Source organism: Streptacidiphilus neutrinimicus, assembly GCF_000787815.1.
Lineage (GTDB): Bacteria > Actinomycetota > Actinomycetes > Streptomycetales > Streptomycetaceae > Streptacidiphilus > Streptacidiphilus neutrinimicus.
The window spans coordinates 61,961-80,221 of sequence record NZ_BBPO01000006.1 but is presented as its reverse complement, the minus strand read 5'-3'; the positions used below and the strand labels follow the sequence as shown (position 1 = coordinate 80,221).

17 protein-coding genes are annotated in these 18,261 nt (G+C 73.7%); 12 read left to right on the top strand and 5 right to left on the bottom strand.

Annotated features, from left to right (window positions below; genetic code table 11):
* Nucleotides 1–83 precede the first annotated feature (83 nt).
* Nucleotides 84–533: a nucleoside deaminase gene (locus TR48_RS06560; protein ID WP_042364948.1), complete on the top strand. Its 450-nt coding sequence runs from the start codon at nucleotides 84–86 to the stop codon at nucleotides 531–533.
* 209 nt (nucleotides 534–742) lie between these two features.
* Here TR48_RS06560 and TR48_RS06555 read toward each other — a convergent pair whose 3' ends face one another.
* On the bottom strand, nucleotides 743–1,669 hold the full coding sequence (locus tag TR48_RS06555; RefSeq protein WP_042364947.1) for a DUF3027 domain-containing protein: 927 nt from the start codon (nucleotides 1,667–1,669) through the stop codon (nucleotides 743–745).
* A 197-nt stretch (nucleotides 1,670–1,866) separates the two neighbouring features.
* Between TR48_RS06555 and TR48_RS06550 the strand changes: the two genes are divergently transcribed.
* From TR48_RS06550 to TR48_RS06535, 4 genes are read left to right on the top strand one after another with little or no spacing between them, the layout of a single operon-like run.
* Nucleotides 1,867–3,246, top strand: a complete 1,380-nt coding sequence (locus TR48_RS06550) for an MFS transporter (protein WP_084728906.1) — start codon at nucleotides 1,867–1,869, stop codon at nucleotides 3,244–3,246.
* 26 nt (nucleotides 3,247–3,272) lie between these two features.
* A complete protein-coding gene (locus TR48_RS06545) occupies nucleotides 3,273–3,812 on the top strand; it encodes a hypothetical protein (RefSeq protein ID WP_042364946.1) in 540 nt (179 codons plus the stop codon).
* 19 nt (nucleotides 3,813–3,831) lie between these two features.
* A complete protein-coding gene (locus tag TR48_RS06540) occupies nucleotides 3,832–4,548 on the top strand; it encodes a futalosine hydrolase (protein WP_042364945.1) in 717 nt (238 codons plus the stop codon).
* Entirely contained in the window at nucleotides 4,545–5,414 is an 870-nt protein-coding gene (locus TR48_RS06535; protein ID WP_042364944.1) for a 1,4-dihydroxy-6-naphtoate synthase, read from the top strand. Before TR48_RS06540 ends, TR48_RS06535 begins: the two co-directional genes overlap by 4 nt.
* A 200-nt stretch (nucleotides 5,415–5,614) precedes the next feature.
* On the opposite strand, the gene TR48_RS46480 is transcribed toward TR48_RS06535, so the two are convergent.
* Complete coding sequence (locus tag TR48_RS46480) at nucleotides 5,615–5,998, bottom strand: cold-shock protein (protein WP_042364943.1); 384 nt, start codon at nucleotides 5,996–5,998, stop codon at nucleotides 5,615–5,617.
* Between the two features lie 362 nt (nucleotides 5,999–6,360).
* On the opposite strand from TR48_RS46480, the gene TR48_RS06525 reads away from it, so the two are divergent.
* Nucleotides 6,361–6,615: a hypothetical protein gene (locus tag TR48_RS06525; protein ID WP_042364942.1), complete on the top strand. Its 255-nt coding sequence runs from the start codon at nucleotides 6,361–6,363 to the stop codon at nucleotides 6,613–6,615.
* On the opposite strand, the gene TR48_RS06520 is transcribed toward TR48_RS06525, so the two are convergent.
* Nucleotides 6,597–7,229, bottom strand: a complete 633-nt coding sequence (locus tag TR48_RS06520) for an HAD family hydrolase (RefSeq protein WP_042364941.1) — start codon at nucleotides 7,227–7,229, stop codon at nucleotides 6,597–6,599. The genes TR48_RS06525 and TR48_RS06520 overlap by 19 nt on opposite strands.
* An 88-nt stretch (nucleotides 7,230–7,317) precedes the next feature.
* Between TR48_RS06520 and TR48_RS06515 the strand changes: the two genes are divergently transcribed.
* Nucleotides 7,318–8,364: an iron-siderophore ABC transporter substrate-binding protein gene (locus TR48_RS06515; protein WP_042364940.1), complete on the top strand. Its 1,047-nt coding sequence runs from the start codon at nucleotides 7,318–7,320 to the stop codon at nucleotides 8,362–8,364.
* A gap of 57 nt (nucleotides 8,365–8,421) precedes the next feature.
* Complete coding sequence (locus tag TR48_RS06510) at nucleotides 8,422–9,327, top strand: class I SAM-dependent methyltransferase (protein ID WP_161789785.1); 906 nt, start codon at nucleotides 8,422–8,424, stop codon at nucleotides 9,325–9,327.
* 149 nt (nucleotides 9,328–9,476) lie between these two features.
* On the opposite strand, the gene TR48_RS06505 is transcribed toward TR48_RS06510, so the two are convergent.
* Nucleotides 9,477–10,541 (bottom strand): hypothetical protein, encoded by a 1,065-nt coding sequence (locus TR48_RS06505; protein ID WP_042364939.1) that lies wholly within the window; start codon nucleotides 10,539–10,541, stop codon nucleotides 9,477–9,479.
* A 144-nt stretch (nucleotides 10,542–10,685) separates the two neighbouring features.
* Here TR48_RS06505 and TR48_RS06500 point away from each other — a divergent pair, with 144 nt between their 5' ends.
* From TR48_RS06500 to TR48_RS06490, 3 genes are all read left to right on the top strand, one after another.
* Nucleotides 10,686–13,118 (top strand): helicase C-terminal domain-containing protein, encoded by a 2,433-nt coding sequence (locus tag TR48_RS06500; RefSeq protein WP_042364938.1) that lies wholly within the window; start codon nucleotides 10,686–10,688, stop codon nucleotides 13,116–13,118.
* 120 nt (nucleotides 13,119–13,238) lie between these two features.
* Nucleotides 13,239–13,832 carry a Uma2 family endonuclease gene (locus tag TR48_RS06495; protein ID WP_042365033.1) on the top strand — a complete coding sequence of 198 codons (594 nt, stop codon included), beginning with the start codon at nucleotides 13,239–13,241 and terminating at the stop codon, nucleotides 13,830–13,832.
* Nucleotides 13,833–13,909: 77 nt separating this feature from the next.
* Nucleotides 13,910–15,547 carry a DNA repair helicase XPB gene (locus TR48_RS06490; RefSeq protein WP_042364937.1) on the top strand — a complete coding sequence of 546 codons (1,638 nt, stop codon included), beginning with the start codon at nucleotides 13,910–13,912 and terminating at the stop codon, nucleotides 15,545–15,547.
* 12 nt (nucleotides 15,548–15,559) lie between these two features.
* Here TR48_RS06490 and TR48_RS06485 read toward each other — a convergent pair whose 3' ends face one another.
* Complete coding sequence (locus TR48_RS06485; protein ID WP_042364936.1) at nucleotides 15,560–15,760, bottom strand: hypothetical protein; 201 nt, start codon at nucleotides 15,758–15,760, stop codon at nucleotides 15,560–15,562.
* Between the two features lie 314 nt (nucleotides 15,761–16,074).
* Between TR48_RS06485 and TR48_RS06480 the strand changes: the two genes are divergently transcribed.
* Complete coding sequence (locus TR48_RS06480) at nucleotides 16,075–18,195, top strand: HelD family protein (RefSeq protein ID WP_236652037.1); 2,121 nt, start codon at nucleotides 16,075–16,077, stop codon at nucleotides 18,193–18,195.
* Nucleotides 18,196–18,261 lie beyond the last annotated feature (66 nt).

The following is an 18,261-nucleotide window of genomic DNA, read 5'->3' as shown; positions in this document are numbered from 1 at the left end:
CCATTCTCCGGGGCCGGGCGCCGAACGCGTGTCGCCGGGCCTCGGGCCGGTTCGGGCGGGGCCGGCCGAGGCATCGTAAGGGCATGTCCTCTCTCGACTACCGCGCACTTCTCTCCGTCGCCGTCGACGAGGCCCGCCGCGGCCTCGCCGAGGGCGGCATCCCCATCGGCGCGGCGCTGTTCGGTCCCGACGGCGAGCTGCTGGGCGCGGGCCACAACCGCCGCGTCCAGGACGGCGACCCGTCCATGCACGCGGAGACGGCCGCGTTCCGCGCGGCCGGCCGCCTGCGCGGCTACCGCCGCACCACGATGGTGACGACGCTCTCCCCGTGCTGGTACTGCTCGGGCCTGGTCCGCCAGTTCGGCATCGGCCGCGTCGTCGTCGGCGAGGCGACGACCTTCCACGGCGGCCACGCGTGGCTCTCCGAGCACGGAGTCGAGATCGTCCTGCTGGACGACCAGGACTGCGTCGGCATGATGACGGACTTCATCCGCACCCACCCGGACCTCTGGAACGAGGACATCGGCGAGTAACCGTTCGGGGCCGCGGGGCCGCGCCCATGTGCGGCTCCTCCGCGCGCGCGGCAAGCCACCGATGAGCGGATGGTCCGAGGCGTGCAGGGCCATCCGCACAGGGTGGTTGCTCGCGCCCACGCTGGGGGCACCTCCCGGCCGAAGGCTGGGGGAGGTGCCGCACATCACCAGAGCCTCGCGCCCCTGGAGGCTCCGCCCCCGAAAGCGGGTCAGCTGTGGCCGAGTTCCTCGGCCGGGGTGCTCTCCTCGACGGAGCCGCCGGAGCGGTCGGGGTGGAGGGGGAGGGGTTCGAGGCTGAGCTCGTCCAGGACCGGCGGGGCCGGGACCACCGGGGCCGGCATCACCGCCGCCTCGGAGTGCGCGCCGCACCCGTACGCCAGCGAGACGATACGGCCGTCCGCGGGGCTGAACTCGTTGCTGCACACGCCGAAGGCCTGGCTGAGCGACGAACCGCTCAGGGGGACTAGGAAGCCGCACGAGACGCACGCCGCCGGCGCCGCCTGCGCCATCGGCGAGTGCGCGCCGAACTCCTTCTCCCAGCGGTCCGCGGCCAGGTTGAGGCCCAGTCGGCTCAGCACACGCGCGCGGCCCATGCCCAGCTCGTTCGCGACGGACGCGATCTCCGCGCGCTCCGTCTCGGGCGCGACCGCGACCCGCTCGCCGTTCGGCTCGATCGCCACGTCCTCGCCGGCGATGCCGGAGAGCCGGTCCTCCGCGAGGACCGAGTTCGGCGCGGGCTCGTCGTCACCGGAGTAGCCGGGCTCCAGGCGCAGGTCGTCCGCCTCGGTGGGGAGCAGGTCGCCGGGGCCGAGGTCGCCGGGGCGCAGGCGCTCGCTCCACGGGACCCACTCCGGCGCGATCAGCGCCTCGGGGCCGGGCAGCAGCACCGTTTCATCGAGAGTGACCTGCTTGGCGCGCGCGGCGCGGGTCACGGTGACCGCCCAGCGCCAGCCTCGGTAGGCCTTCTCCGTCGTGGCGAAATAGTGCGTGACCACGCGGTCGCCCTCGACGTCCAGGCCGAGGTGCGCGCCGACTGCGGTCGCGCCGACCGCCGCGACGGCCGCGTGCCGGGCGAACTCCACGGCCTCGGCGCACAGGCGGTCAGGGGTACGGCTTCGCGTCGTCGCAGCACTCATCACGGACTGATTCTCTCCCAACCATCGTCGCGGCCATAACCACGGACTCCGCACCACCGCCGGGGCGACGAGTGCGCGCGGTTCCGGTCGGACTCCTATTCTTGCCGACCGGCCCGTCCCGTGTCCCGCGTGGACGCGGAACCGGATCCCGAAAGTACCGTGCCAAGTGCCACGGCTTCTCTTTCCCGTCGTGCACCATGGGAGATATGGCCGAGGCGGGAGTGGGCAAGGCGCGGCGCGCGGCGTCCTCCGTGCACCGGTTCGCCTCGGCTGCGGCGGTGCGCACCGGCAAGGTCGCGAACGCGACCGGACGGCGGATCCGCCGCGCCACCTCCGCCGAGGGCGCGGGCGAGTCGGGCCTGGCCAAGCTGATCGAACTGCACGCGGTCAACTCCGCCGGCGACATGATGATCACGCTCGCACTGGCGTCCACCATCTTCTTCTCCGTGCCGACGCACGAGGCGCGCGGGCGCGTCGCGCTGTACCTGCTGATCACCATGGCGCCGTTCGTCCTCCTCGCGCCGGTCATCGGGCCGATGCTGGACAAGATCCCGAGCGGACGGCGCGCCGCCATGGCGGGCAGTCTGCTGGCCCGGGCCGGGCTGGCCTGGATGATGACGGGGGCCATCGCCGGAGCAAGCCTGGCGATCTACCCGTTGGCGCTGGGCGTGCTGGTGGCCTCGAAGGCCTACGGGGTCGTCCGCAGCGTCGTGGTGCCGCGGCTGAGACCGCCACAGCTGCCGCTGGTGAAGGCGAACTCGCGGGTCTCGCTGGCCGGGCTGCTGTCGACCGGCGTCGCCGCCGCGCTCGGCGGGCTGCTGCACCTGATCGGCCCGGACTGGCCGCTGCGCGGCGCGTTCCTGATCTACATCGTCGGCGCCGGGCTCGCCTTCGCGCTGCCGCACACCGTGGACGTGGCCAAGGGCGAGGAGCGCGCCCTCCTGCACGCGGAGGTCACACCGGCCGACGGGGCCAAGGTCGGGCTGCGGACGGTCGGCCCCGGCGTCGTGCTGGCGCTGGGTTCGGAGAGCGCGCTGCGCGTGCTGTTCGGCTTCCTGACCTTCTTCCTGGCCTTCCTGGTGCGCGAGCATCCGCTCGCCGGGCTGCCGGCCACGGCGTCGCTGGGCCTGGTCGCCGCGGCGCTGGGCATCGGCAACACGCTCGGCACGGTCGTCGGCGCCTGGATGCGCACGAAAGGCCCTGAGACGCTCGTCACGTTGATGGTCGCACTCGCGTTCGTGTCCTCCCTGGCCGCCGCGATCCTCTTCGGCGCCCTCACGGTCGTGCTGCTCGCCTTCGTCTCCGGCTTCGCCCAGTGCATGGGCAAGGTGGGCCTCGACGCCCTCATCCAGCGCGACGTGCCGGAAGCCGTCCGGACCTCGGCGTTCGCCCGTTCGGAGACCGTGGTCCAGCTGACCTGGGTGATCGGCGGCGGCCTCGGGATCGTGCTGCCGCTGGTCGGGGAGGTCGGCATGGCCACCGCCGCCGCGCTGATGGGGGTCGCCCTGGTGTGGTCCGTCCGGACCCGGCTCACGCTTCGGCCGCGGCACGCGACGGCAGCCCCCGACGTGGCGTGATCGTCGCGGGACGGTAGCCTGCCACCATGAGTCTCAACCGCGGTGTCGCCGCCCTTGGAGCCGTCGCCGTCGTGGGCGCCGCGACGCTCGGTATCACGCTTCCGATCGCCGCCCACTACGCGCCCTCGGTCGCCCGGGTCTCCGTCGTGGCCGGCTCCCACTGGACGCAGATCGCCCCCCTCGACAACTGCTACAAGGGCGGCAAGGCCCTGAGCACGGCCGACCAGGCCAAGTGCAGCGCGTCGATCAAGGCAGCGCTGAGCGACGACAAGAAGATGCCGACGGCGATCGTGCCGAGCGCGAACGGCAACTTCGGCATCAACGTCGACCAGCCGATCACCAAGAACGGCTGGGTCGCGCGCACCGGCAGCGGCTTCCTGGTACAGCACCAGACCAACGCCTACGCGGGTCCGCTGTCCATCGCCCAGGTCCTGACGACCCAGGACCCGACCACGGGTCAGACCACGACGTCCAACACCGGCCCGATCCTGATCGTGGAGACCGACAAGGGCGGCAAGGGCATCTACGGCGAGTGGCTGCTCCAGCTCAAGGTCGCCGGCAGCTGAACCGCGCCCTGACGGCCCGTTGACCTCCCCGCGCGTTCTCGTCGTCACCGCCGTCGCTCCCGAAGCGGCGGCGGTGCTTCGTGGTGCTGGCGCGGCGCTGCCGCACGCGGACGAGGTCACGCGGACCCTGCCCGGCGGCTACCCGCTGACGGCCCTCGGCCCGGTGGACGTGGTGATCGGCGGCGTCGGCCCCGCCGCGGCGGCCGCGGCCACGGCGACGGCCCTCGCACTCGCCCCGACGGCCTACGGCCTCGCCGTCTCCTCCGGCATCGCGGGCGGCTTCGCCCCCGCGGCCCCGGTCGGCTCGGCGGTCGTCGCCGAGGCGATCGTCGCGGCGGACCTGGGCGCGGCGACGCCCGACGGCTTCGCCGACGTCACCGAGCTGGGCTTCGGACGCGTCCGGCACGCCTGCGCCTTCGTCGACCCGGTCGTCCGGCGCCTGCGCGACGCCGGGCTCCCGACGGCCACCGGCCCCGTTCTGACGGTCTCCACCGTCACCGGCAGCGCGGAGCGCGCGGCCGAGCTGCTGCGGCGTCACCCGGACGCGGTGGCCGAGGCCATGGAGGGTTTCGGCGTCGCGGAGGCGGCGGCCGGACACGGCGTCCCCGTGTTGGAGCTGCGGACCGTCTCCAACGCGGTCGGCCCCCGCGACCGCGCCGCCTGGCGCATCGGGGAGGCGCTGGCCGCCCTGGCGGACGTCCACGCGCGGGTGCCGTACGAGACACTGGTCCGGTGACTTCTTCCAACCCGGCCCTCAGTATCGCCTTCTCCCCCTGCCCGAACGACACCTTCGTCTTCCACGCCTGGGCCGACGGCCTGGTCGCGGGGGCGGTGCCGCCCGAGGTCACCTTCGCCGACATCGACATCACGAACGGCCTGGCCGAGCGCGGCGAGCTCGACGTCCTGAAGATCTCCTACGCGCAGTTGCCGTGGGTCCTCTCCGAGTACGCCCTGCTCCCCTGCGGCGGCGCCCTGGGCCGCGGCTGCGGCCCCCTGGTCCTCACGGGCCCCGACGCCTCCTCCGAGCCCGCCGCGCTGCGCGGCGCCACCGTGGCCGTCCCGAGCGAGCGCTCCACCGCGTACCTGCTGTTCCGGCTCTGGGCGGCGGAGGCCGTCCCCGGCGGCCTCGGCGAGATCGTGGTCATGCCGTTCCACGAGATCATGCCGGCGGTGCGCGACGGCAAGGTCGACGCGGGTCTCGTCATCCACGAGGCGCGGTTCACCTACCAGAACTACGGCCTGCGCTGCCTCGCGGACATGGGCGAGGCGTGGGAGTCCGCGACCGGCCTCCCGATCCCGCTCGGCGCGATCGTCGCCCGCCGCTCGCTCGGCGCGGAGCGCCTCGCGGCGCTGGCGGACACCGTCCGCGCCAGTGTCCGCGCCGCGTGGGCGGAGCCCGCGCTCTCGCGGGACTACGTGATGTCGCACGCCCAGGAGATGGACCCCGCGGTGGCGGACCAGCACATCGGCCTCTACGTGAACGAGTTCACCGAGGACCTCGGCGAAGCCGGCTACGCCGCGGTCCGCGCCCTCCTCACCCGCGCCGCGTCCGAGGGCCTGACCCCGGCCGTCCCGGACGAGCTCCTGGCCTTCCCTTCCTGAGGTTCCGCTCCCGCCTCAGGTTGCAGCACGCGAGGGGCGCGGGGAACTGCGCGACGAGCCACCGTTGAGCGGGTGGTCCCCAACGCGCGGGGCCATCCGCACAGGGTGGATGCTCGCGCCCACGCTGGGGGCGCCTCCCGGCCGAAGGCTGGGGGAGGAGCCGCACATCAGCAGAGCCCCGCGCCCCTGGGGCAGTGCACCTACACGTCCAGTTGGTCGGCGACGTGGTGGAGGAGGGTGGCGATGCGCTTGCCGACGGGCTTGTCGGGGTAGCGGCCCTTCTGGAGGCCCGGGATGATCTTCTCCAGCACCGTGGTGAGGTCCTGGACCATCGCCGCGAGCTCGTCCGGCTTCTTGCGGGACGCCGCGGCCAGCGACGGGGCCTCCTCCAGGAGTGTCACGGTCAGCGCCTGGTCCCCCCGGTGGCCGGCGACCACGCCGAACTCGACCCGCTGGCCGGGCTTCAGCGACTCCACTCCGACAGGCAGCGCCTTGGAGTGGACGAACACGTCGCCGCCGTCGTCGCGCGAGAGGAAGCCGAAGCCCTTCTCAGTGTTGAACCACTTCACTTTGCCCGTAGGCATGGGGAGACCTCGTCGTTGGGTGAGTCGTTGAGTCGGAGTGTGTCGTACGGGGGTGCGGCACCCCACCGGTGACCGGTGGTGACCACGGAGCGCCGCAGGCGAACTAGCGCTGGGCCATTGTTCCAGGTCGGAGCCGAAATGATCGACCGGATTGCTCCGCCGGAGGCACCTGCGCCACGGCCGACCGACGTGTCGTCCAGATCGGGGACATGGCGCACCTCCTCATCGAACAGCCTGGTCACGCCACAGCGGTCCCGCTGCGCGCACGCACGGTCCCCGTGCGTGACGTGCATACCCGGCCGGGGCACTCCGCTAACCCCGTGCGCGCCGCGCACCTGTGCGGACCCGTTAGCGTGGAGGGTGTGAACGCTGACTCCCTCTCCCGCGCGCAGGACCCGGCCGCCCCCGGCGACCGGCTGGTCCGTGTCGGGGCGATCCTCTTCGCAGTCGGCGCGGTGGCGACCATCGCCACGGTGCTGCCGCTCTTCCTCGGTCTGCACCGGCTGCCGACGCCCGCGTACTTCGTCTGCATGGTGATGCCGCTGGGCTTCGCGGTCGCGCTCACGGGCCTGTTCGTCTCGGCCCGCTCGCAGAAGCGTCAGGTCGCCGCCAAGTAGTCGTCCAGCCAGGCCGGGAACCCGGTGAGGTCCGGCAGGACCACGCCCGCACCGGCCGCGCGCAGGCTCGCCGCGTCGTAGGGCCCGGTGGGGACCGCGACCGGGAAGGCGCCCGCCTCGCGTGCGCCCAAGACGTCGCCCAGGTGGTCGCCGACGTAGACCCGCACGCCCTCGGCGCGCAGCGCCTCGGCCTTGCCCGCGGCGAAGACGTCGCCGTGCAGCGCGTCGACGCGCATCTCCAGCGCCTCCAGGTTGAGCCGCGCGTTGGGCGTGTGCTTGCCGGTCACCACGACCGTCCGCCCGCCGGCCGCGCGCACCGCGGCGAGCGCCGCCACCGCGCCCGGCAGCGGGGTGACCCCGGCGACCCCGTACTCCGCGTAGAGCTTCCGGTACCGGTCCGCCATGGCCTCGACCTCGTCGGCCGGGAACCAGTTCGCCATCTCGACCTCGACCGGCGGTCCGAGGCGGGAGCAGACGAGCGCGGTGTCGATGTCCGTGCCGGTCTCCTCAGCCAGGTACGCGTAGGCCCGGGCGATCCCGGGCCGGGAGTCGATCAGTGTCATGTCGAGGTCGAACCCGACGGCCAGCGGAGGGAGCGGCGTCAACGGCGTCATGGCCTTCACCCTAATCGGGCCCGCTGTGGGCGATACTGCGAACTAGAACAGACCGGGAGAGACGGGGACGAAAGGTTCGGGAGGCCCGATGCCGCGCGCCTACTCGCGCAGGGCGCTGCTCGGCGCGCTCGGCGCTTTCGGCGCGTCCGCCGCGCTGGCGGGCTGCAAGGGCGACAACGGCTTCCCGCCCGACTCCGGCTCCGCCGCCAGCCCGACGTCGAGCCAGAGAGGCGGCGGGCTGCTCGCCGTCCAGGCCGCCCCCGGCAGTTCCTCCCCCTCGCCACCACCCACCAGAACCGTCCACGCCGCGACCGGCCCGGTGCAGGTCCCGGCCGCGCCCCGACGGGTCGTCGTGCTCGGCACCGCGGAGCTCGACTCCGCGCTGGCCCTCGGCTTCACGCCGGTGGGGGCGGCGCGCCCCGCCTTCGACAGGGGCCTCCCGGACTACTACCCCACCGGCTGGCTCTCCCCCGTCCGCCAGGTCGGCGTCGTCGGCACGCCGGACCTCGCGGCGATCAAGCGGCTGCGGCCCGACGTGATCCTGTCCAGCCGCTCCGTCGACGGCACGCGCTTCCAGCAGTTGTCGGCGATCGCACCGACCGTTCTGACCGAGACGACCGGCGCGTCCTGGAAGCAGGACTTCCAGCTCCACGCGCAGGCCCTCGACGCGCAGTCCGTCGCCGACGCGATCACCTCCGCCTACCAGGGCCACGTCCGCGAGGTCACCGCCGCGCTGGGCGGCCCGGGCGCGACCCACCGGCAGCAGATCAGCGTGGTCCGCTTCGTCCAGGACCAGAGCCCGAGCGTCATCGCCGCCCACAGCTTCCTCGGCGTCCTGCTCGCCGACGTGCAGCTGGGCCGTCCGGCCGCGCAGAACGCGCCGACGGAGTCGGTCCCGCTCCCCACGACGGACCAGCTCGACGCGGCGGACGGCACGACGATCCTCTACTCCACCTACGGCGACCCGGCCAAGGCCCAGACGAACGAGGTGCTGAACAGCTCCGCGTGGAAGAACCTCGCGGCGGTCAAGGCGGGACGCGCCCACGCGGTCGACGATCAGCTCTGGAACCAGGGCGTCGGCTACCTCGGCTCCGACCTGATCCTGGCTCAACTGCGGCGCTACTTGGGTGGTTAGCGACCGATACGTGCCAAGAGTCTTGTGATGCCCGTCACTCGGGAACACCATGTCACCATGCCGACGACAACGACGCAGGAGCAGCGGGACCACCGGTCGCAACGCGAGCGTGAGCGCGCGGCCGCGGCACGCAAGGCCTTCATCGCGGAGAGCTTCGACCTGGTCGCGGACACCTACGGGACGGTTGACCGCGCGTTCTTCGAGACAAGCGGCACGCGCCTCGTCGAACACGCCGCCCTGCGCCCGGGCGACCGCGTCCTCGACCTCGGCTGCGGCCGCGGCGCGGTGCTGTTCGCCGCCGCGACGGCGGTCGGCCCCGACGGATACGTGGCGGGCCTCGACCTCTCCCCCGGCATGGCCCACGCCACGGCCGCCGACATCGCCCGGCGGGGCCTGCGCAACGTCACCGCCCGCGTCGGCGACGCGGAGGACCCGGGCTTCCCCTCCGGCTCGTTCGAGGCCGTGCTGGCCGGGCTGATGATGTTCATCACCCCCGATCCAGCCGCGGTGCTGCGCGCGGCGCATCACATCCTCGTCCCCGGCGGCCGCTTCGCCATGTCGAGCTGGGGCGGACTGGTCGACCCCCGTTGGACCCGCCCGCTGGACGCGGCGCTGGCCTTCCTCGACGACCCCGTCCCCGCGTCGTCCCCGCGCCAGGGCGCACGCGGCGGCCACCCGGCGTTCGACTCCGCCGAGTCGATCGCGGACCTGTTCCGCTCGTGCGGCTTCGCCGAGGTGCGGACGGTGGAGGAGTCGTCGGCGCGGGTGATCGAGAGCGGCGAGGAGTGGTGGCGCTCGCAGTGGTCGTCGGGGCGCCGGATCTGGCTGGAGAAGATCCCCCCGGACCGCCGCGCCGCGGCGAAGGCGGCGGCCCTCGCCGCCCTCGACGACCTCCGGGACTCCGAGGGAACGCTGCGCACCGAGACGCACCTGCGGCTCACGTCAGCCGTGCGGGTGCCCTGAGGCACGAACCACCCTGTGCGGATGGCCCTGCGCGTTCGGAGCGCTAGCTACGTGGGTGGTTGGTCGCGCCCACGCCGGGGGCACCTCCCGGCCGAAGGCTGAGGGAGGGCCGCACGTCAACGGAGCCCCGCGCCTAGCGCGGAGCTGAGTCAGCGGCGGGTGATGCGCCAGGCGAGAAAGGCGGCGGACAGGGCCGAGGAACCGCGGAGCCACAACGCGTACGCGTTGTGGGTCGCGGTGGCGACCTGCGCGTTCGTCAGGGCCGGGTGGCCCGTGTGGCCGGACTTGCTGTAGAGCCAGAAGCCGCAGGCCGCGGCCATCAGGCCGGGGATCCACAGGGCGGCGACCCGGCCGACGCCGTGGCCGAACCTGCGGCCCGCGTAGGCGAGGAGCCAGCCGAGGATCGCGATGTACCAGAGGCCCGTCACCGCGCCGCCGACCAGCACCAGCGTGGCCAGGGCCTCCACGAACGGGATCGGCGCGCGGGGCACGGAACCCGCCGCGCCCGCCGTCGCGCCGCCGCGGAGCCGTCGGAGCAGGCCCGGCCTCGGCTGCGCCGCCGCCTGCCGGCCGGTGTCGCCGAGCCCGTTCACGCCCGCGCCGGTCGCCGCCGCTGCCGCCGCGGGCTGCGCCGCGGGGAGGCCGGTGACCGGGTCGACGACCGCCGTGCCCTCGGGGACGAGGAAGTCGCCCTCGAAGGATCCCGACCAGCCGGGCGGCTGGATCATCCGAACGCCGCCCGCGCCGGGGAAGCCTCCGCCGCCGGACTCGAAGGTCCACCACTGCGCGCCCGTCGCCGGCACGCTGCCGGCGTCCGCGCGGACGAACTCCGCGCGGCCCTCGAGCGACGGCGCGCCGCCCTGCGTCGGGACGGATCTGGGAACGGAGGGAGTCGTACGTGCCGACGGGCCCGGGGCGGAGGCCGTCGGGACCGCGGGACCGGAGCCGACCGCGCCGCCGCCCCCGGCCGCGCGGCGGACCACCTGCTCCGGCGTGCCCAGGCCCGCGAGGATCTTGCGCACGGAGCCGACCTCGGCGCGCGCCGAGGAAGAGCGCGCGGACGAGGAGTTGGCGGCCCGCTGGGAGTCGATGGCCTGGCGCAGGTCGTTCACGAGGCGGACGCGCTCCGCCGCCGTCAGGCCCCCTGTCTGGCCGGCGAGATCGCCCACACGGCTCAGATAGTCGTAGACCAGCTGCTCGCTCTCGATGCCCATCGCGCTTCCCCGCCCTCCCCGCAACCACCGCCGGCGTCAGCTTAGGGTGCGTCGTGCAGACGTCACGGCCTTACCCGGAGAACCGCTGCCGTACTCGCGGTCGGTCAGGGGCCGCCCCGCATCGCAGCAAGTAATCTGAGGCGGATGAGCACCGGGAGAACCGAGGAGTCGCACGACGGCGTCCGCACGCTGCCCCGCACCCTCGCCGAGGACCTGCGCGGCCGCGACGACGCCGCGCTCGCCGCGCTGCTGCGGGCGCGGCCGGATCTCGTGCACCCGGTGCCCGCGGACCTGAGCCAACTGGCCACCCGCAGTGCGACGCGGGCCAGTGTGATCCGTGCGCTGGAGCGGCTGGACCGGTTCACCCTCCAGGTCGCCGAGGCGCTGGCCGTGGCGGCGGACCCGTGCACGCCGCCGCAGCTGCGCGCGCTGCTGGGCGCGGACCAGGACCCGGAGGTCGAGGCGGCGTTCGAGCCCGCCGTGGCGGCGCTGCGCGACGCGGCGCTGGTCTGGGGCGGGCCGGAGCGGCTGCGGCTGGTGCGCACCGCGCGGGACGTGCTGGCCCCGGCGGGCGGGCAGTCGGGGCCGACCGGCCTCGGCCCCCTGTACGCGGAGGCGGGCGCGGGGCTGTCCCCGGCCCGACTGCAGGGGATGCTCGCGGACGCCGGGCTGCCCAGCACCCACGACCAGGTGAGCGCGCTGGCCGCGCTCAGCAGTCTGTTCGCCGACCGCAAGCGGGCCGACGCGCTGCTCGCCCGCGCGCCGGAAGGCGCGCGGGGCGTGCTGTCCAAGCTGACCTGGGGGCCGCCGTTCGGCGCGTCCCCGCCGCGCGTGGTCCGGGCCGCGGACGCGCGGACCCCGGTCGAGTGGCTCCAGGCCTGCGGCCTGCTGCTGCCTGCGGGCCGGGACGCGGTGGTGCTCCCCCGCGAGGTCGCCCTGCATCTGCGCGGCGGCCTGGCCCACCGTCAGGTGGAGCCGGTCGCGCCGCCGGTGACCTCGGCCCGGAGCGTCGAGCCGGATCAGGCGGACCACGCGGCCGCCGCGCAGGCGTTCACGGCCGTGCGGACGGTCGAGGAGGCGCTGAGCCTGTGGAGCACCGAGTCGCCCTCGGTGCTGCGCGCGGGCGGTCTCGGCGTCCGCGACCTGCGGCGCACCGCGCAGGCCCTGGACCTTTCCGAGCCCGGCACCGCCTTCTGGCTCGAACTCGCTTACGGAGCGGGCCTGGTGGCCCCGGACGGCGAGGTGGAGGAGCGCTGGGCGCCCACCCCCGCCTACGACGAGTGGCTGCGCCGGCCCGTCGCGGAGCGGTGGCTGCTGCTGGCCCGCGCCTGGCTCGCCGCGACCCGCGTGGCCGCGCTGGTCGGCACCAAGGACGCCAAGGACAAGGTGCTCCCTCCGCTCGGCAGCGGCCTCGACCGCGCGCTCGCGCCGGTGCTGCGCCGTGACGTGCTCGGCCTGCTGGCCTCCCTGCCGGGGGGCAGCTCGGCGGACGTGCGGGCGCTGACGGCCCGGATCACCTGGGAGCACCCGCTGCGCGGCGGCGAGCTGCGCGACCAGCTGGTCGCCTGGACGGTCGCGGAGGCCGAGGATCTCGGCCTCACCGGCCGCGGCGCGCTCGCGCGTTTCGCTCTGCCGCTCCTCGACGGCGACGAGGCGTCCGTCCTCGGCCGCCTGGCCCCGCTGCTGCCGGAGCCGCTGGACCAGGTGATCCTGCAGCCCGACCTCACCGCGATCGCCCCCGGCCCGCTGCGCACACCGCTGGCGCAGACCCTCGCCGTCGCGGCGGACGTGGAGTCCAAGGGCGGCGCGACGGTCTACCGCTTCACCCCCGACTCCGTCCGCCGCGCCCTCGACGCCGGGCGCAGCGCGGCGGAGCTCCACACCTTCCTCGCGGAGCACTCCAGCACGCCGGTGCCGCAGCCGCTGACCTACCTCGTCGACGACGTGGCCCGCCGCCACGGCCGACTGCGCGTCGGCGCGGCCTCGGCGTACCTGCGCTGCGACGACGACGCCCTGCTGGACGAGCTGCTCGCGGACCGCCGCGCGGCGCAGCTGCGGCTGCGCCGCCTCGCCCCCACGGTGCTGGCCGCGCAGGCCGATCCGGCAACGGTGCTGGGGCAGCTCCGCACGATGGGCTACGCCCCCGCGGCGGAGACCGCCGAGGGCGACGTCATGATCACTCGCCCGGACGCGCGCCGCACACCCCCGCGCACGCCTCCGGCGCCCGTCCCCGACGGCCCGCCCCCGGTCACCCAGGGCCTGCTGACCGCCGCGGTCAAGGCCATTCGCGCGGGCGACCGCGCCGCCACGGTGAGCCACCGCGTCCCGACCCCGGGGCCGCTCCCCCGCACCCCGGCCGCGGAGACCCTGGCCACCCTCCAGACCGCCGTCCTCACCGGCGACGCCGTCTGGATCGGATACGTCAACGCGGACGGCGCGGCCAGCCAGCGCGTCATCGAACCCGTCCGCGTCGAGGGCGGCTTCGTCACCGCCTTCGACCAGGTCCACGAGGAGGTTCGCACCTTCTCCCTGCACCGCATCACCGGCGTCGCGGAACTGGCCGACGACGAGGCGTAACGGCCGAGGCCCCACGGCGAGCCGCGAAACGGTTCGTCCTCACCCGAAGGTGTGGTGTGCACGTCGCTGCCCGCCGCTACCGTGGGACCGAGCGCTTGAATCCCGTCCATGGGAGGGACCATGACCGCTGAGCCCATGCACGACTGGCCGTACCCCTGGCCTCGCCCGCCGGAGGGCGGCTACACCGTGGACGACTTGCTGACCTTGCCAGACCTCCCGCCGCACACAGAGCTGATCGACGGGAGCCTGGTCTTCGTGAGTCCGCAGAAGGAGTTCCACACCCTGATGCTCTTCCTGCTGGAAGCCGGTCTTCGGGCACTCGTGCCCGACGATCTGCGGGTGCGGCGCGAAATGGCGGTCGTCATAGACCGCCAGAACTCACCCGTACCCGATGTGTGCGTGGTGAAGGCAACGGCTACCGGACCTGGCAGGACTCGCTATGGGGTGGAGGACGTCGTGCTGGCGATCGAGGTCGTCTCCCCCGAGTCCGCGTCCCGTGACCGGGACACCAAGCCCCACAAGTACGCCCGCGCGGGGATCGGACACTACTGGCTCGTCGACAGTCCTGCGGGCGAGAACCGGCCGGTCCTCAGCACCTACCAGCTCGACCCCGACAAGCGCAGCTATGTCCTGACCGGCATCCACCACGACCGTCTCGTCCTCGACGTCCCCTTCCCGATCGACATCGACCTCACCGCCATCGACAAGCTGTAACGGCATCCGCTTTCCGCTCCGCCGCGCGATGCGGGACACTGGGTGTTTGGCCATCGCCCGGACCGGAGGAGACGCACGTGCACGACGGGCCGCTGATCGTTCAGTCCGACAAGACCCTGCTGCTGGAGACCGGGCACACCCTGGCCGACGAGTGCCGGCGCGCCATCGCGCCGTTCGCGGAGCTGGAGCGGGCGCCCGAGCACGTGCACACCTACCGGGTAACGCCGCTCGGCCTGTGGAACGCGCGGGCGGCAGGGCACGACGCCGAGCAGGTCGTGGACGCGCTGGTGCGCTTCTCCCGCTACCCCGTGCCGAACGCGCTGCTGGTCGACATCGCGGACACCATGGACCGCTACGGCCGCCTCCGGCTGAGCAAGGACCCCGTGCACGGCCTGGTGCTGACCGCCACCGACCGGCCGGTGCTGGAGGAGGTGCTGCGGTCCAAGAAGATCGCTCCGCTGGTCGGCCCGCGGATCGACCCGGACACGGTGGTCGTGCATCCCTCCGAGCGCGGGCAGATCAAGCAGATGCTGCTCAAGCTCGGCTGGCCGGCCGAGGACACCGCCGGCTACGTCGACGGCGAGGCGCACCCGATCGAGTTGGCCCAGGACGGCTGGAAGCTGCGCGCCTACCAGGAGCAGGCCGCCGAGGGCTTCTGGCACGGCGGCTCGGGCGTCGTCGTGCTGCCCTGCGGCGCCGGCAAGACGCTGGTCGGGGCTGCCGCGATGGCCAAGGCCAAGGCGACCACCTTGATCCTGGTCACCAACACCGTCTCCGCCCGCCAGTGGAAGCACGAGCTGGTCAAGCGCACCTCCCTCACCGAGGAGGAGATCGGCGAGTACAGCGGCGCGCGCAAGGAGATCCGCCCGGTCACCATCGCGACGTACCAGGTGATGACGACCAAGCGGAAGGGCGTCTACCCCCACCTGGAGCTGTTCGACTCCCGTGACTGGGGTCTGATCGTCTACGACGAGGTGCACCTGCTGCCCGCGCCGGTCTTCAAGTTCACCGCCGACCTGCAGGCGCGCCGCCGCCTCGGCCTGACCGCGACGCTGGTGCGCGAGGACGGACGCGAGGGCGACGTCTTCTCACTGATCGGGCCCAAGCGCTTCGACGCCCCGTGGAAGGAGATCGAGGCGCAGGGCTACATCGCCCCCGCGGACTGCTGCGAGGTGCGGGTCACCCTCACCGACTCCGAGCGGCTCGCCTACGCCACCGCGGAGCCGGAGGAGCGGTACCGGTTCTGCGCCACCACGGCGACCAAGCGCCGCGTCACCCAGGCGCTGGTCGAGAAGCACCGGGGCACGCCCACGCTCGTCATCGGCCAGTACATCGACCAGCTCGACGAGCTCGGCGAGGCGCTGGACGCGCCGGTCATCAAGGGCGAGACGACGAACGCACAGCGCGAGAAGCTGTTCGACGCCTTCCGGGAGGGCGAGATCAGCGTGCTGGTGGTGTCCAAGGTCGCCAACTTCTCCATCGACCTGCCCGAGGCGACGGTGGCGATCCAGGTCTCGGGGACCTTCGGCTCACGCCAGGAGGAGGCCCAGCGGCTGGGCCGGGTGCTGCGTCCCAAGGCGGACGGGCACATGGCGCACTTCTACTCGGTCGTGGCCCGGGACACCATCGACCAGGACTTCGCCGCGCACCGGCAACGGTTCCTGGCCGAACAGGGCTACGCCTACCGGATCGTGGACGCGGACGACGTGCTGTGACCGGCCGCCCGGTCAGGCCTGCTTGAGCACATCCTCGGGAAGGCCGTCATGGCCGAGGACGACGACGGAGAAGGCCGTGGCGGCGAGGATGCCGACGCCGCGGGCGCAGGCCGCGATCGGATTGCGCGGCTTGCGCGCCGCCTTGGGGGCGCCACCGGCGACGACGTGCGGATGCGGGGTACGGGGGCGGGGGTCGATGGGTGCGGTAGCCATGTCTCCACGCTAGATTTCCGGCCCCCTGAAATCGTCAGCCCAATGGCCCATTCCGCAGGGCCCTCGGGCTCATCCCGCAGAGGGACACGGCCTCGTCCGCACGTCAGGGTTACCCCTGATATCCGCTGGATAAAAAGGGATTCGCCCACCGGTCGTTCGTGGGTATAGGGTGTCCGGTCTGCCGCCTCCCCGGGGACGCACGTGGGGAGGCGCCGCCCGGACGGAAACCGGGTGGCTCTCAAATTCCACCGCAGACTTTTGAGACCGCTGCGCGCCGGACACCCCCGGTGTTCCGCAGCCGGGAAGGCTCCTCCGTGCCTGCGCACACCCCCGCCCCCACGAACCCGCTCGATCGCGAGCGCGCCCATCTCGCCTCCTCCCGGGCCGCGCTGCGCGCCATGCGCGAGGACGTGGAGGCGCTCGACATCAAGGACGTGACCGGCAACTGGGTCAACGCCGCGATCCTCGCCCGGGAGATCGACGACCGCATCAAGGCCCTGGCCGACCTCGCCGACACCCCCCTCTTCTTCGGCCGGCTCGACTTCCTGACCGCGCCCGGCGCGGATCTGGCGGAGGGCGGCGACGGCGAGCAGTTCTACATCGGCCGGCGTCACGTCCACGACGGCGACGGCGACCCGATGGTCATCGACTGGCGCGCGCCCGTCTCCCAGACCTTCTACCGGGCCAGCAAGAAGGACCCGATGGACGTGGGGCTGCGCCGCCGCTTCGGCTACACCGGCGGCGAGTTGACCGCCTACGAGGACGAGCACCTCACCGACCCGGAGGAGCAGCAGGGCGCCAGCGCGCTGCTCACGGCGGAGATCGAGCGCCCGCGCGTCGGCCCGATGCGCGACATCGTCGCGACGATCCAGCCCGAGCAGGACGAGATCGTCCGCGCCGACGTGCACGGCACGGTCTGCGTCCAGGGGGCGCCCGGCACCGGGAAGACCGCCGTCGGCCTGCACCGTGTCGCCTACCTGCTCTACGCCCACCGCGAGCGCCTCGCCCGCACCGGCACCCTCGTCATCGGCCCGAACCGGTCCTTCCTCCACTACATCGAGCAGGTCCTGCCGGCGCTGGGCGAGTTGGACGTCGCCCAGGCCACCGTCGAGGAGCTCGTCGCCCACGTCCCGCTGCGCGGCGAGGACTCCACCGAGGCGGCCCGGCTCAAGGGCGACGCGCGGATGGCGGAGGTGCTGCGCCGCGCCGTCCGGTCCGGCATCACCCTGCCGACGGAGGGCTGCGTCGTGGTCCGCGGCTCGCGCCGCTGGCGCGTCGCCTCCTACGAACTGGAGGAGATCGTCCGCGAGCTGATGGACCGCGACATCCGCTACGGCGCGGCCCAGGCCGCGCTCCCGCAGCGGATCGCGCACGCCGTGCTGGTGAAGATGGAGCAGGCGGGCGAGGCCCCCGACGACCGCGTCCAGGACGCCGTCGCGCGCAACCCCGCCGTGAAGGCGACCGCCAAGGCGCTGTGGCCGCCGGTGGACCCGGCCAAGCTGGTGCTGCGGCTGCTCTCCGAGCCGGAGTTCCTGGCGCAGTGCGCCGAGGGTCTGCTGACGCCGGAGGAGCAGGCGACGGTGCTGTGGCCCAAGCCCGGCCGGAGCGTCAAGACCGCTCCGTGGACGCCCGCCGACGCGACCCTCGTCGACGAGGCGCGCGACCTGGTCGAGCGGACCTCCTCGCTCGGCCATGTCGTCCTCGACGAGGCGCAGGACCTCTCCCCCATGCAGTACCGCGCGGTGGGACGACGCTGCACGACGGGTTCGGCGACGATCCTGGGCGACATCGCGCAGGGCACGACGTCGTGGTCCACCGACTCGTGGGCGACCGCCCTGCACCACCTGGGCAAGCCCGGCTCGCGCGTGGAGGAGCTGACGACCGGCTTCCGCGTCCCCGGCGAGGTCATCGACTACGCCTCCCGGCTCCTCCCCGCGATCGCGCCCGGCCTGGCGCCCGCGACCTCGATCCGCACCGCGGCCGACACGCTGACCATCCGTCGCGTGGACGGCTCCACCGCGCCGCAGGACGCGGACGCGCTGGACGCCGCCTCCGCGCTCGCCCCGGCGACCCCGCCGGCCCTGACCGACGCCGTCGTGACGGCGGTCCAGGCCTCACTGCGGCACGAGGGCAGCATCGGCCTGGTCGCCGCGGACGCCCGGATCCCGGTCCTCGGCGCGGCGCTGACGGCAGCCGGGCTGCCGTATCTGGAGCCCGGAACGGAGACGAACGCGGAGAGCAGGCTCACCCTGGTCCCGGCGTCACTGGCCAAGGGCCTCGAGTACGACTACGTGGTCCTCGACGAACCCGCCGCCATCGTCGACGGTGAGGCGGACCTCCGCACGGGCCTGCGCCGCCTCTACGTCTGCCTCACCCGCGCCGTCTCCGGCCTCGACGTCCTCCACACCCGCCCCCTGCCGACGGCGCTCGGGTAACCCCGAAGGGCCAGTTGCCTGCCTCAGGGCGCCAGGCTCCGCTGATGTGCGGCCCCCCGCGTTCGC

What these genes read in the sequence shown, in the direction of transcription:
- TR48_RS06560 (WP_042364948.1), top strand. Translation starts at nt 84, where the DNA reads ATGTCCTCTCTCGACTACCGCGCACTTCTCTCCGTCGCCGTCGACGAG.
- TR48_RS06555 (WP_042364947.1), bottom strand. Translation starts at nt 1,669, where the DNA reads ATGAGTGCTGCGACGACGCGAAGCCGTACCCCTGACCGCCTGTGCGCC.
- TR48_RS06550 (WP_084728906.1), top strand. Translation starts at nt 1,867, where the DNA reads ATGGGAGATATGGCCGAGGCGGGAGTGGGCAAGGCGCGGCGCGCGGCG.
- TR48_RS06545 (WP_042364946.1), top strand. Translation starts at nt 3,273, where the DNA reads ATGAGTCTCAACCGCGGTGTCGCCGCCCTTGGAGCCGTCGCCGTCGTG.
- TR48_RS46480 (WP_042364943.1), bottom strand. Translation starts at nt 5,998, where the DNA reads ATGCCTACGGGCAAAGTGAAGTGGTTCAACACTGAGAAGGGCTTCGGC.
- TR48_RS06520 (WP_042364941.1), bottom strand. Translation starts at nt 7,229, where the DNA reads ATGACGCCGTTGACGCCGCTCCCTCCGCTGGCCGTCGGGTTCGACCTC.
- TR48_RS06515 (WP_042364940.1), top strand. Translation starts at nt 7,318, where the DNA reads ATGCCGCGCGCCTACTCGCGCAGGGCGCTGCTCGGCGCGCTCGGCGCT.
- TR48_RS06510 (WP_161789785.1), top strand. Translation starts at nt 8,422, where the DNA reads ATGCCGACGACAACGACGCAGGAGCAGCGGGACCACCGGTCGCAACGC.
- TR48_RS06505 (WP_042364939.1), bottom strand. Translation starts at nt 10,541, where the DNA reads ATGGGCATCGAGAGCGAGCAGCTGGTCTACGACTATCTGAGCCGTGTG.
- TR48_RS06500 (WP_042364938.1), top strand. Translation starts at nt 10,686, where the DNA reads ATGAGCACCGGGAGAACCGAGGAGTCGCACGACGGCGTCCGCACGCTG.
- TR48_RS06495 (WP_042365033.1), top strand. Translation starts at nt 13,239, where the DNA reads ATGACCGCTGAGCCCATGCACGACTGGCCGTACCCCTGGCCTCGCCCG.
- TR48_RS06485 (WP_042364936.1), bottom strand. Translation starts at nt 15,760, where the DNA reads ATGGCTACCGCACCCATCGACCCCCGCCCCCGTACCCCGCATCCGCAC.